The sequence below is a fragment of the Oceaniferula marina genome, assembly GCF_013391475.1.
Classification (GTDB): Bacteria; Verrucomicrobiota; Verrucomicrobiia; order Verrucomicrobiales; family Akkermansiaceae; genus Oceaniferula; species Oceaniferula marina.
The window spans coordinates 1-13,358 of record NZ_JACBAZ010000007.1; the positions used below are offsets into that span (position 1 = coordinate 1).

8 protein-coding genes are annotated in these 13,358 nt (G+C 54.9%); 1 reads left to right on the forward strand and 7 read right to left on the reverse strand.

The features are described from left to right. Nucleotides 1–960 (forward strand): glycoside hydrolase family 38 C-terminal domain-containing protein (locus HW115_RS14995; protein ID WP_178933767.1); only part of this gene is annotated, 960 nt, incomplete at its 5' end. Nucleotides 961–1,824: 864 nt separating this feature from the next. Here HW115_RS14995 and HW115_RS15000 read toward each other — a convergent pair. The 7 genes from HW115_RS15000 to HW115_RS15030 form a co-directional block, all read right to left on the reverse strand. Further along, nucleotides 1,825–2,475 (reverse strand): PEP-CTERM sorting domain-containing protein, encoded by a 651-nt coding sequence (locus tag HW115_RS15000; protein ID WP_178933768.1) that lies wholly within the window; start codon nt 2,473–2,475, stop codon nt 1,825–1,827. A gap of 147 nt (nt 2,476–2,622) precedes the next feature. Further along, a complete protein-coding gene (locus HW115_RS15005) occupies nt 2,623–4,617 on the reverse strand; it encodes a glycoside hydrolase family 20 protein (RefSeq protein ID WP_178933769.1) in 1,995 nt (664 codons plus the stop codon). A 173-nt stretch (nt 4,618–4,790) separates the two neighbouring features. Beyond that, nucleotides 4,791–9,200 carry a family 20 glycosylhydrolase gene (locus HW115_RS15010; RefSeq protein ID WP_178933770.1) on the reverse strand — a complete coding sequence of 1,470 codons (4,410 nt, stop codon included), beginning with the start codon at nt 9,198–9,200 and terminating at the stop codon, nt 4,791–4,793. 252 nt (nt 9,201–9,452) lie between these two features. Next, nucleotides 9,453–10,436: a quinolinate synthase NadA gene (gene nadA, locus HW115_RS15015; RefSeq protein WP_484549412.1), complete on the reverse strand. Its 984-nt coding sequence runs from the start codon at nt 10,434–10,436 to the stop codon at nt 9,453–9,455. Nucleotides 10,437–10,516: 80 nt separating this feature from the next. Then, on the reverse strand, nt 10,517–11,290 hold the full coding sequence (locus HW115_RS15020; RefSeq protein WP_319609352.1) for a bactofilin family protein: 774 nt from the start codon (nt 11,288–11,290) through the stop codon (nt 10,517–10,519). A gap of 78 nt (nt 11,291–11,368) precedes the next feature. Then, nucleotides 11,369–12,196: a tetratricopeptide repeat protein gene (locus HW115_RS15025; RefSeq protein WP_178933772.1), complete on the reverse strand. Its 828-nt coding sequence runs from the start codon at nt 12,194–12,196 to the stop codon at nt 11,369–11,371. A gap of 106 nt (nt 12,197–12,302) precedes the next feature. After that, a complete protein-coding gene (locus HW115_RS15030; RefSeq protein ID WP_178933773.1) occupies nt 12,303–13,340 on the reverse strand; it encodes an Mrp/NBP35 family ATP-binding protein in 1,038 nt (345 codons plus the stop codon). Nucleotides 13,341–13,358 lie beyond the last annotated feature (18 nt).

The window sequence follows — 13,358 nt, forward strand, 5'->3', positions numbered from 1 at the left end:
CGTCAGGTCATTGCCGATGGCGGGCAGGGGAACCTGCTGCAGATTCACAAGGATTACCCGAACCGTTGGAACGCCTGGGACGTGGATGTATTTTACAAAGATCAGGTGGAAAACCTGGATGGACCGGCGGAGGTGGAAGTTCTCGAAGACGGACCACTTCGTTCGGTGTTGCGCGTGACCCGTAAGTTCGGCCACTCCTGCATGGTGCAGCGCATCGTGCTGAATGCCGGCAGCCGTCGCCTCGACTTCCATTGCGAAGCCGACTGGCAGGAACACGACCGCCTGCTCAAGGTGGCCTTCCCGGTGGGTGTCAGCAGCCTGCGGGCGAGCTACGAAATCCAGTATGGCCACGTCGAACGCTCGACCCACGACAATACCAGTTGGGACGTTGCCAAGTTCGAGGTGCCGGTGCACAAGTGGGCGGACCTTTCCGAGGGCGATTACGGAGTGGCGATGATCAACGACTGCAAGTATGCGGCAGATATCAGCGGAAATGTGATGCGCCTGACTCTGCTCAAGGCCGCGAATGCGCCTGACCCGACAGCTGACCGCGGCAAGCACAGCTTCAGTTATGCCATCCTGCCTCACGCGGGAAGCTTGCAGGAAGGAGGCGTGATCGAAGAAGCCTATGCCTTCAACGTGCCGATGCTGGCGGTGGATGCCGCGGCATCATCCGGGGAGCTTCCCACGGAGAAATCCTTCATCAGTGTGGATCGTCCGGGAGTGATTCTCGAGGCGGTGAAACCGGCCGAGAAATCGGATGCGGCCGTGGTGCGCTTCTACGAAGCCTACAACACCCGCGGACCGGTGACGTTGAGCACGGATGTGCTGGAGGGCAAGGTAGGCGAGGTTGATTTGTTGGAAAATGCTTACACGGGTGAAAGCCCGGTGGAGGTGTCTGACGGGGATGTGACCTTGCAGGTTAAGCCGTTTGAGATCCGCACACTGGCGTGGAAATAACACCGGTCGGCCGAACGGCTGAAACCGGTAACGGGTATTTGATAAGCTGCATCTGCTTCCTGAGGTGCAGCTTTTTTGATGTGGGGTGGGGTGTGTTAGAATTTATGTGTGGTGGGAGTCGGGGGGGGAGCGATTTCTAATCGGTCGGCTGGTAGGGTGTGTGTGCTTGGGATGTGTTTTCCCAAAGCTTGCCGACAGGTTGGGAAACCTGTCCTACTGCGGGCGTGCACAGAGGTGCACGGCTTGGCTGGGTGATGTGTGAGGGGGGTGGTTTTTTGTGTGGTGGGAGCCGGGGAAGAGTAGGACCGATTTCTAATCGGTCGGCTGGTAGGGGATGTGCGCTTGGGATGTGTTTTTCCAAAGCTTGTCGACAGGTTGGGAAACCTGTCCTACTGCGGGTGTGCGCAGAGGTGGGCGGCTTGGCTGGGTGATGTGTGAGGGGGTGGTTTTTTGTGTGGTGGGAGCCGGGGAAGAGTAGGACCGATTTTTAATCGGTCGGCTGGTAGGGTGTGTGTGCTTGGGATGTGTTTTCCAAAGCTTGTCGACAGGTTGGGAAACCTGTCCTACTGCGGGTGTGCGCAGAGGTGGGCGGCTTGGCTGGGTGATGTGTGAGGGGGTGGTTTTTTGTGTGGTGGGAGCCGGGGAAGAGTAGGACCGATTTCTAATCGGTCGGCTGGTAGGGGAGGTGTGCTTGGGATGTGTTTTCCCAAAGCTTGCCGACAGGTTGGGAAACCTGTCCTACTGCGGGTGCAAGTTATGCAGCGTAGCGTGGGTATAAGAAAAACCCCCATTCGATGCGAATGGGGGCTTGGAAAAATAGAGGGGTCGCTAACCCGTAATGTAGGCGGTGTTTCGCGGGGGGGATTACTTCCGTCTCCTAAGGATAAGGGCTAAACCCCCCAGCCCAAGAAGTGCACTTGAACTCGGTTCGGGGATGGTGGTGACGTCTAATTGGAGATCCGCCAGTTGTAGTCCCCTGTCTGAACCTCCTCCACTTTCGTAGAAGCGAAGTTCAATAGTGTCGCCGGCATCCGCAGCGATGAAGTCGAGGTTTTCGTTGTTAGCTGCCATTGTGTAGTTAGGATGGTTTACGGCTGCTTTTGCTCGCAGTGTTCGTGCATCTGTGATGTTGACGATCTCAAGGTCTCCTTCAAAGCCTCCGCTGCTTCCTCCTCCTATGCGTTGACCTGCTAGGAAGGTGAAGGTTCCGTCTTGGGTATCATCGAGGAGGGCGGGTAAGGTGATGCTGATGGTGACGGTGTTGGTTGTTGCTGCAGCAAGGACTTCGAGACCTCCCATGGGTGATGGCGGAACTCCGGAGTTGATACCCCTCACCGCGAATCCTCCATTTGCGTAGGCTTCAAAGGCTGCGGGATCGGTCTGAGACCACGTTGCTGTGGCGGTGTTGGCAGGAGCATTGCCATTGGTGAATTCTTCGTCAAGTAGAGTAACCACAGCAGCTTGGCTGGTGTAAGCCGCAGTCAAGGATGTGAGGAGTAAAATAGTGCCTTTCATGTGATTTTGGTGGTTAGATTATATGTGAATGATCGACACTAGAGGTAGTGGGGTAGAGTGTCAATGCAAAAAAATATGCAAGAGAGCGCAGAGAAGCCGTCACCGGAGGTCCGGTAGCGGCTTTAAAGGGTAAGGTGTTAGATTTGTCTATTTGCTGATTTCAACCTCGCGGATGATCAGCCAAGTTCCTTGGTTGCCAGTTGCTTTAATCCGGAGTGCGGTGCTTCCCTTGGGCAGGGTTCCGTTGAACATGCCACCTTTGAAAGCACCGAGGGATTTCCATTCGTTGTTTGAGCCCTTGGCTTCCAGTTCCCCATTTTCGAGGTGGTCCTTGCCTCCGTCGGTCTCACCGGTAAGCACTTTGACCTTGGCCGTGCTGCTGGTGGCTTTCGGGAAAGTCACGGTGAAATGATCTCCTTTTTTGGGTGGTTTGGACGACCAGAATCGAGTTTTCAGGTTGCCGTCGATGGCAAAGATTTTGTCGTTGCCGCCATGCGTTGGTAGTGAGGTTTCAGCCTTCATACCGTTTTTTGCTTTGATGACAGGAGGATTGAAGACATCAAAGGCATTGACGCCGGCTTTTTTGTAGCGGGCCATCATTGGCTTGAGTCGCTTCATGAAGTCTTCAAAGTTACGACTTTCCTGTGGGGACCAGGCAACCTCGGCGAGGGCCGCAATCCGGGGGAAGGCACGGTATTCAACTTTGTCCCAGGTCTTCATGTATTCGGTCCAGAGTTGGGCCTGGCATCCGAGCACGTGTTTGGCTTTTTCCTTGCCTTGGAACTCTTTGGGGATCGGGTTAAAGGAATAGACGCTTTCGATGGTGCGGTGTCCGCCGATGGCTTCGTATTCCGGTCCTTGGCTGAGAATGGCGGCGGGAGTGTGCTGGTAGTGGTCGAAGTAGGTGTGGGACCCCGGGGCCATGACGACATCGTGACCTTCGTTGATCGAGGCGACAGCGTGTCCCCATCCACGCCAGAGCATCATGGTGGCATTCGGTGAAAGCCCCCCTTCGCGGATCTCATCCCAGCCGATCAGTTTGCGGCCTTTGTTTTCGAGCATTTTTTCAACGCGCTTGATGAAATAAGATTGGAGTTCGTGTTCATCCTTGAGTCCTTCACGCTTGATCACCGACTGGGCAAACTTGGATTGTTTCCACTGCCCTTTGGGGGCTTCATCACCGCCGATGTGGATGTAGGATGAAGGAAAGAGTTCGCAGATTTCGGTCAGGACGTCATCGACCCACTGGAAGGTTTCTTCCTTGGGGGCCAGCACGTAGGGGTGAACTCCCCAGTGGCACTTGACTTCCGGGTTGTAGTTCGGGATGTCGTCGTTTCCAAGCTCGGGGTAGGCGGCGATGGCGGCAGCCATGTGGCCCGGCATGTCGATTTCAGGTACAATCGTGATGTGTCGTTGCTTGGCGTAAGCCACGATTTCCTTGATTTGTTCCTGGGTGTAGAACCCGCCGTAGCGTTTGCCGTCGGACCCTCCACGGTTACCGTAGGGAGGCGTTGACGCCCGGTAGGCACCGACGGTCGTGAGTTTTGGGTATTTCTTAATTTCTACCCGCCACCCCTGGTCTTCGGTGAGGTGCCAGTGGAAGGTGTTCAGCTTGTGGATGGCGAGCCAGTCGATGAATTTTTTGATATCTTCGGGAGCAAACATGTGGCGGCCGACGTCGAGGTGCATGCCGCGCCAACCGAAGCGGGGTTGGTCGGAGATGTTGCAACCGGGCACGGTCTTGTCCTCGTTGATGATCTGTAACAGCGATTGGACACCATAGAAGGCTCCCGCGGCATCGTTGCCTGTGATCTTGATCTGCTTGGGTGTGACGGTAAGTTGGTAGCCTTCTTTTGGTTCCTTTTTGTCGGAAAGGTCCAAGTAGATCTCGGATGGGAGCATGATCTTCAGCTCTTCCTTGACCAGTTTGGGTTTGGCTCCGGTGGTTTTTTTCAGAGCGGACGCGAGGAGTTCAGCCTCGCCGGAGAGTTTCGCGTCGTAGCGAATGGCGGTTTCTTTGCTGATGGCAAAACTAGCGTCAGTGACCTTACTTTGAACGGGTTTGGGAATAATCGGCAGTTCCTGGGCATAGGCGCAGGTGCTGATGGCTGTGCCGAGTATTACAGCTTGGATAGTATTCATAATGGTATCGAGATCGTGGGTGATCTGCAGAGCATTTTCAACTGGAGCCGCAGATGTGCAAGCGAGAATACCTTGTCTCTTTCAGAAACAGGTCGTGAGGCTGAGTCCCTGATTTTTTGTTCGGTCATTCGGGGGGGACTGCCGAGCGCCTTCCTCTGAAATCGAGGGTCCAATCAATGAATGACGGGGTCCTGAACCTTTAGCCAAGTGTTATTTTCTTTGCCCGTGGCTTTGATGCGAACGGCTTTGATGGGGTAGCTGAGTTTGCCGGTGGCTTTACCTTGTTTGAACTGAGAGAGCAGGACAAAGCTTTTGCCGTCTTTGGATATTTCCATCTGGCCACTTTTTAACCTGTCGCTGCTAGGATCATCCGGGGCACCGGTGGTGATGGTGATGGATCTGGCATCCACCGGACGCTGGAATGTCCAGGTGATGTGGTCGCCGTCTTTGGGGGCTCCTCGGCTCCAGAAGAAAGTTGAGTGTTTCCAGTCGGTGGTCATTTCCGGGGTGTGGGCACCGTAGGGCGTGAGGCTTGTAGTTACCTTGGTTGCGGGGCGTCGTGCTGATTTGTCGGCAAACGGGTCCACGGCCTTGACTGTTTGTTTGGTGCGGTTGGATCCGGTGTCTGGAGCGCACTGTTTCGAGTATTGGTCCAATGGCAGGGCCGGGTTGAGCTGAACGGTGGCAGAGCTATCACCCCAGAGTTGTTTGACATGGATGCGGAGCGTGATTTTCCCTTTCACGCTGGGCAACTTCAGAAGATACAGGCTGCTGGCATTGTGAAAAACCGAAGATTCGTAATCGTGCCAATCTTGGCCGGTGACTTTACCGTCATGGAGGAGTTCCATTCCGGTGAGTAAAAACTGACCTTCTCCGGGACCTTGACCGACAAAAATCTCTTGGAGTCCGGCTTGTGGGACTTTGCCACTGAGGTCGTATTGCATGATGCCCTTGTTCTTTTGAATATCGCCTGCATTCCAAGCTCCCACATTGATGGCGAGTGATTCCGGTTCCCAGAAGTAGGCGATGTCCATTGCCTCAAAGCGTTGACGCATCGGAGTGAGTCGGGCCAAGAAATGGTCCCAGTCCTTTTGTTCCGGCGCGGACCAGAGGGTTTCTCCGATCGCCCATGCGCGTGGGAACATCATGATGAACATGTGGTCGGCGCTTTTGATGCGCTCGGACCAGAGGCAGGCTTCACCACCGAGGATGTGATGTCGTTTATCCGCAGGGATAGCGGGCAGTCCAACGTTAAAATAGTAGCAGTGGTTGAGATAGGATGCATTGGCGCTGTAGGCAAAGGGGTTTTTCTTCGATCGGGTATTCGGGTGATCGAAATAAATTTGAGGTGTCGGGCTGAAGACCACATCGTGGCCGGCCTTGGCGGCGGCAATACCTGGGCGCATGCCTTTCCAGGAGAGAATCGTGAGATCCGGGTCAACCTTGGAGCTGAGAGCTTCGTTCCAGGCGAAGGGTTTGCGATGGTGCTTTTTGACAATCGCGCAGCACTTGTTGATAAAATAGGTGTAGAGCTCGTGTGTGCTGTGGAGCTTTTCACGTTTCATCAACTCCAGGCACTCGGGGTGGTTTTTCCAATTGCCGGTTCCTACCTCGTCGGCTCCGATGTGAATGTTCGGGCTGTTGGGGAACTGTTTACAAACATCGGCGATGACATCGTTGATAAATTTGTAGGTGGCTTCGGCTCCCGGGTTCATGGTTCCAGTGATTTTTCCATCGGCTTTGCGGGTGGCAATTTCTGGATAGGCCCGGCAGGCTGCAGAACTGTGCCCGGGCATGTCGATTTCAGGCATGATGGTGATGCCTAGTTTCTCTGCGTGATCGACGACTTCACGGATATCCTGACGTGTGTAGGAGACGTCCGGATTTGAGGTGAGTTTCGGGTAACCCGCAATCGGGAGACGCCAGCCTTGGTCATCGGTGAGATGCCAGTGGAAGACATTGAATTTACAGGCTGCCATACCATCGAGCAGTTTGATGATGGTGTCTTTGTTCTGAAAGCGCCGTGAGACATCCAGCATCAAGGCGCGCCAGGCATATTCTGGTGCATCGTTGATGGTGAGGCAGGGGAGGGTGATGTCTTTAAGCGTGCCTTTGCCATAGACCGATGGTGGCATCAGCTGGAGTAAACTTTCGGTGCCGCGCACGATTCCTTCTGCGCTGGCAGCGGTGATGATGATCCCTTTGTCATGGATTTGCAAGGTGTAGGCTTCCGGGGATCCCTTGCTGGCTACGATCTTGAGTTGGATGGTGCCTTGTTGGTTCGTTTGAACCTTCCACCCCGTCCCCTTGGCGAGCCTCTGGATGAAGTGCTTGCCAACAAGTTCGGTTCCTTGACCGAGTGATACCGTCGTCTCACGAGTGAGTGTGAACTTGTTTTTTGCCAATTGAATGGATTTGGGCATCGGGATCAGGTTGGCTGATTCCGTGCTGATCTTTTTTGGCTTGGCTGGAAGTTGGGGAGGGATCGCTTTGTTGTAGATGACGGCGTTGTGGATGGCTCCGTGGAAGGTGGTTCCCCACTTGGCGTCCCCGACACTTTTCAGCGGGCAGACCGCTTGAAGGTTAACGCGCTTGACCAGTTTGCCATCGGCGTAAAGCTCGGTGTATCCTTTATACCCGACAAAGGTGAGTTTGACCCGCTTGCCGATAGGCACTTGATAGCCAAAATCGATGACGTTATGGGTCAGGCTCGTCATCGGCATGGCCGCGGCTGAGCGTCCGGCACGGACGATGCAAACCCCCTTGCTTATGTTGGTTGGCAGTTTGGTTTTTTTGTCGATTTTACTGTAGTAATTGTAATCGAGGAAGAGTGTCGCGAGTTTCGAGTCCATCAGGGTTTCTTGCCCTTGAAGGATGGTGGATCCTCCAATGTGACTGTCCGTGTAGCGGGTCAGGTCAAACGATGCGGTCCATGGGTAGCTGATGTGATCCGGGGAGCTTTCGATTTCCGGCTTGATCGAATTCCACTGCATCAACTTGGTTTCTTTATCGAGCTTCCAGACGATGCCATCGGAGTCGGCTTTGATATGGCGCTTGAGGAAGGTGGTTCCGGGGAAATGCCCCAGCATTGGGTTCTTTACATCGTGGCGACTTTTGCTGCCGGGAGTGAATTCAAAGGCATCGTTTCCTGGTAGGACTGCGGCAGCTCGTTGTTGGAATGCGGTAAAGTCTTTTGAGCCTTTGCGTCCCCAGAGCTTTTCAGCGAAGGTCAAAAGCGATGGCATGGTAAGGCGCGCGACCTCGTTGTTGTTAAACCCGGCAAATTGGTATCCACGGTCGTTCCAGATGTGGAATTTTCCTCCGAGGAGGTTCGGGCTGTCTTTGGGGATGATGCCACCTGGTTTCGAGCTAAAGTAATTGGGTGACCATTTTTGATAGACGTTGGCGTTATTGATGCCGTAGTAGGGAGCGCATGGTACGATGTAGGTCCAGCCGTGGTTGGAGTTGATGAAGGTATAGCCTTCCTTGACCTTGGCGGCGGCATCGGCGGTGACCCACATGTCGATGACGACATCTTTGTCGGGTTGGGTTGTGCCGGGCATGTGTTCGTAGCCGGACCAGATGCGGGTGACTTTACCTTTTTTCTTCAGGTAGCTATTGAAGTGGTTGATGTAGCCACGGAAGAGTTCTCCCATTTCCTCTTTTTCTTTTTTGGAAAGTCCGCCGAGGCGAAGTTCGTCGGTGCCGATGTGGATGTGTTCGGATTCAAAGACGTCACAAATTTCATCGAGCACCTTTTCCATGAATGGGATGGTGGCGGGGTTGGTCAGGTCGAGGTTCTGGCTTGCCAGCTTCGGGTGCTGGAGGTCCGGGCGGTAGTAGGTAAAGGCGGAGGCGTGCGCCGGGGCGTCGATTTCGGGCACGATGGTAATCCCCCTGGCTTTGGCGAATGCCTGCAAGGCTTTCATTTCCTCCTGGGTGTAGTGACCGTCCTGGTTCGCTAGCCCGGGAAGTGACTTCATCTCAAGCCGGAAGCCTGGAGCAAATCCGATCGAGTCGTTGAGGTGCAGGTGGAGTTGGTTCATTTTGACGTAGCTCATCGCCCTGATCCAGTCCTTCATTTGATCGAAGGGGACAAATTTGCGACCGACATCCCACATCAATGAGCGAACCCGGTAGTCTGGCTGGTCGGTGATGGTTCCTCTGGGTAGATCTCCCTGAGCCATAAGCTGCAAGAGGGAGCGCGAGGCATAGAACAGGCCGGCAGGAGTCGAAGCCTTGAGAACTGCATGCTCGCCCATTTCCAGTTTGTAGCCTTCTTCATGAGGGCACTCATCGGAAATTTTCAGAATAATGCTACCACCACGAGATGGTTTCCCCTTGCTGATGACAAAATCATCGCCCGTGACGTCTTTGATGTCTTGTTTGAGTTGGCTGGCCAGCTTTGTCGCGGCGGGCCCCTCGGCAATGATGGTTTTTGCGCTCAATCGGCATGAGCCTTCGGCCCCTTGCCACTGCTGCACGGCTGGAATGATTTTGGGTTCGGCATTTTTTGCGAGACCAGGGGAGGTGACCGTGGCCATTGCCAGAACGGCCAATGGGATTCTGAATATTCGTTTCATCTTATCTTTGGCTGGTGTTCAGATGTCTGCAATGGCTCTGGATGAGCACGGGCTATCGTGGCCCTGTTGCAAAACATGGACATCTCTGGGAACTGCCAGTGAATGAAGCGTGGGTATGTTGAGCTGTCCACACTGATGTCGTGCCGAGTAGCCGTAAACATTCAGATATGGATGATACCCATGTCGTAAAGGGCATGGGTCGCTGGGAGGCTTTGGCTCCCAACTGGTTTTTGGGAGAGAAAGGATGTGGGGCTAGCCTTTGCTCTGCTCAAGCATGCGTAGCAGCGGGGCTGTGGCCTTTTCCCGGATGTCAGCTGGCATATCGATTTGCGGTTGCAGGGATTGCAGGCAGTCGCGCAGTTTTTCCAGGGTGTTCATTTTCATGAAGTGGCAGTCGTTGCAGGCGCAGCGTTCGGTGGGGCCGGCAATGAGATTTTTCCCCGGAGCTTCCTTTTGCAGTCGGTGCAGCATGCCGCTTTCGGTGACGACGATGATGTTGTCGACCGGTGCGTTCTGGCAGTAGGGGATCATTTTTTCTGTCGAGCAGACTTCGTCGGCGAGCAGGCGTACGGCCGTGGTGCATTCCGGGTGGGCGACAACGAGAGCGTCCGGGTGTTCTTCTTTGATCTTGTTGATCGACTCCCGGGTGAAATCCATGTGGACGTGGCAGGATCCGTTCCAGAGGTCCATTTTGCGTCCGGTTTGTTCCATGACCCAGGCGCCGAGGTTGGCGTCGGGGACGAAGAGGATCGGGCGGTCTGCCGGGGCTTGCTCAACAATTCTGACGGCATTGCCGGAGGTGCAGATGACATCACAGAGTGCCTTCACCCCGGCCGAGCAGTTGATGTAGGCGATGACGTAGTAATTTTTGTCAGCGTGTTGCTTGAGGTAGGATTTGAGGTCTTCTGCCGGGCACGATGCTTCGAGTGAACATCCGGCATCGAGGTCGGGCAGGACGACTGTTTTCCCTGGATTGACGATTTTGGCGGTTTCCGCCATGAAGTGGACCCCGCAGAAAGCGATGACGTCGGCGTCTGCTTCCTGGGCACGGTAGGCGAGCCCGAGGGAGTCGCCGACATAATCCGCCAGATCCTGGATATCACCAGTCTGGTAGTTGTGGGCGAGGATGACGGCGTTGCGCTCTTTTTTCAAACGAAGGATCTCGTCTCGGAGGTCGAGGGATGTGCTTGGCATGGGGAAAGAGTCAGGAAGCTGGTGAAAAGAGTCAAGAAACAAGCTCGAGGCAGACAAAGAAAAACCCACCATCCGTCGAAACGGAGGTGGGTGGATTCAAAAGAGGTGATTTCAGTCGTCGCTTAGCGCTTGTTCATCGACTGAGGTCCTTTGCCCATGGGTTTTCCCATTGGCTTGCCCATCGGCTTTTGGTTGGAAGATTTTTGCTCGGCTGGCTTTTTCATTCCAGAGAGTTCCTGCTGCGCATGTTTGGGTAGTTTGGGGTCGCTGCCCTTTGCTGCTTGCTGGCCTTGTGGTGTTGTTGGAGCAGCGGCTGGCTTGCTTGGCTCGGATGGTTTTGCTGGAGCAGGGCTGCTGGTTGCAGGTTGACTGCTGGCCGGTGCTGCCTTTGGCTGTGCGGTTGGAGTTCCAACGGTTGATTTACCGACGAAGATGGCTCCGGGCTCGATGGAAAGGGAGGCGGCTTTGATGTCGCCGACAAGTTCGCAGTTGGCTTTCAGCTCAACGTTGTGGCTGACTTCGATGTTGCCGTAGACTTTTCCGTAGATGACCACCGAACGGGTGCTGATTTCTGCCTGAATCCGTGCGTTCTCTCCTACAGTGAGTGATCCATCGGATTTGATTTCACCTTCGATCTTGCCATCGACAACGAGGTCGTTGGAGAATTTGATGCTGCCTTTGATTTCAACATCCGAGCTGAGCACGTTACGTCCACTTGGGCTGGGTGCAGCTGAAGGAGCGGAAGTGGTGGCTGGGGCCGGCTTACTTGGTTGGGATGCCGGTGATGGAGCGCTGGCTGCCGGGGCGCTGGTCGGCGGTTCTGCTGCCGGGCGCGTTGGGGCTTGGATTGGCTCTGGATTCGGTTGGGCTCCTTTGACTCTTTTAAATACGGACACGATTCTTAAATAATATGGTTGTTACGATGGGTAGGTATCAAATCACCCTTCTTTCTCAAGGGGAATCTTTGAAAATTTTTACGGAGCTTCAGAGGCTTCGCTTTCAGTTTTCTGCTTTTCTGCGGGATTGTTTTGTTCTGCCTCGCCTGGAGTAGGTGTTGGCGTAGCTGTTGGTTCCACAGGAGGCGTCACTGGTGCCGGTGGGGCGGGTGTGACCGCGGGCGCTGGTGGTGCCGGTGGGGCGACTGGTGCCGGTGGGGCTGGCTGAATTTTGGTGGGAGGTTCAGCATTCACAAGTGCCAAGCGGGCTGCGGCGGCTTGGCTGAAGGTGTTGCCCTGGGCTCCTTCGTCTGCCTGTGCTTTTTTATACCAGGTGGAGGCCTCTTCTTTTTTGCCTGCGGCCTTGGCGATGTCGCCCAAGGTGATGCAGGCGAGAGGGGCGATGTAGCTGTCGCTCTCGTTTTCGGCAATTTCGGTGAGTAGGGTGCTGGCATCCTCCGTTTTACCTTCCTCGAGCATGCGCAGGGCCAGGCTGACCTGGGCACTTGCTTTGGCCGGGTGGTTCGGGTTGTTGTCGATGAATTCGTTCAGTGTCTGGATGGCGTCGGTTGGCGAGTCTTCTCCTTGCAAGTCGGCCAGTAGGGGGAGTGCCGTGGAAGCCGCTTTGCTTTCGGGCCATTGAGAAATGACTTTTTGGTAATCCTCGGCGGATTCTGCGGTCAGCAGGGCGGCTCCAGCCTCCTCAGCTTTTCCTTTGGCAATGCCGGAATAAATGACATAGGCGATCATACCGAGGGCGAGCAGAATAGCGGCGATGATCAGTTTTTTCTGGTGGGCGTCGAGAAATTGATCGAGCTTGCTTGGGCCGTGGTCGATTTCTGCGAAGGGTGTGGGTGATTCAGCCATAGAATAGGTAAGTTGGGCGGGCGTGATAGCGGAGGTCGGAGGGCTTGGCAAGGGAATAGCTTTTAGAATCGTTTTTTCCCTTGGTGCGGGTTGCAGGGGGGCTCGACTAACCGAGAAGCAGCACGGATTTGGCGATGTCGGCAAATGCGGCGCTTGTCGGATTGGCCGAGGGATCCGAGAGGGCGATGGGCTGGCCGCTGTCACCTTGTTGTCGGGTCGGAATATTGATCGGGATTTGACCTAGCAGCGGGACTTTGAGTTTTTCCGCTTCACGGGCTCCTCCTCCTTCGCCAAAGATCGGGTAGCGGGTGCCGTGGTCACATTCAAACCAGGCCATGTTCTCGATCAGTCCGAGGATGGGAACGTTGACCTTGTCGAACATCGAGACCGCCTTTCTTGCATCGATCAGGGCCACTTCCTGCGGAGTGGTGACGATGATGGCCCCGGTCAGGGCGATGGTCTGGACGATGGTTAGTTGAATGTCTCCGGTTCCGGGGGGCAGGTCGAGAATGAGGTAGTCGAGATCTCCCCAAAGGACGTGGGTGAGAAATTGCTGGGTGTAGCGGGTTGCCAGTGGTCCGCGGACGATGACCGGGGAGTCATCTTCCAGCAGGAAGCCCATGGACATCAGCTTGACGTCGTGGGCGGTGATGGGGATGATTTGGTTGTCCTCGGTTGCCAGGGGGCGTTCGTTTTTCCCAAACATCAGGGTGATCGACGGACCGCAGAGATCGCAATCGCAGAGTCCTACCTTGGCTCCGGTCTTGGAGAGGGCCACGGCAAGGTTGGAGGCCACGGTGGATTTACCGACGCCTCCTTTGCCTGAGGCCACGGCGATGATTTTTTTGACTCCCGGGATGTTGCTTTTTTCCTGTCCCTCGGCTGAACCCGCTTGGGTGCTGGGTTCTTGGACGTCGATTTCAATCTTGGCATGCTTGATTTCCGGAACCGGATCGAGCACCGCATGGCAGTTATTGAAAATTTGTTCTGGAACCGTGGGGTCCTTGGTTTGGATGCTGATCAGGACCGTGACAATACCGGCGTCGATTTGCACATCCTTGACCAGGCCGAAGGAGACGATGTCACGGCTGAAGCCGGGGTAGGGAACTTGTTTGAGAAGCTCAAGTATGGATTCAGGATTCATGAAGAATGAGGAGTTTAG

Excerpts from the sequence above, each read along its gene's own strand:
- HW115_RS15025 (WP_178933772.1), bottom strand. The coding sequence starts at position 12,196 with ATGGCTGAATCACCCACACCCTTCGCAGAAATCGACCACGGCCCAAGC.
- HW115_RS15030 (WP_178933773.1), bottom strand. The coding sequence starts at position 13,340 with ATGAATCCTGAATCCATACTTGAGCTTCTCAAACAAGTTCCCTACCCC.
- HW115_RS15010 (WP_178933770.1), bottom strand. The coding sequence starts at position 9,200 with ATGAAACGAATATTCAGAATCCCATTGGCCGTTCTGGCAATGGCCACG.
- HW115_RS15005 (WP_178933769.1), bottom strand. The coding sequence starts at position 4,617 with ATGAATACTATCCAAGCTGTAATACTCGGCACAGCCATCAGCACCTGC.
- HW115_RS15000 (WP_178933768.1), bottom strand. The coding sequence starts at position 2,475 with ATGAAAGGCACTATTTTACTCCTCACATCCTTGACTGCGGCTTACACC.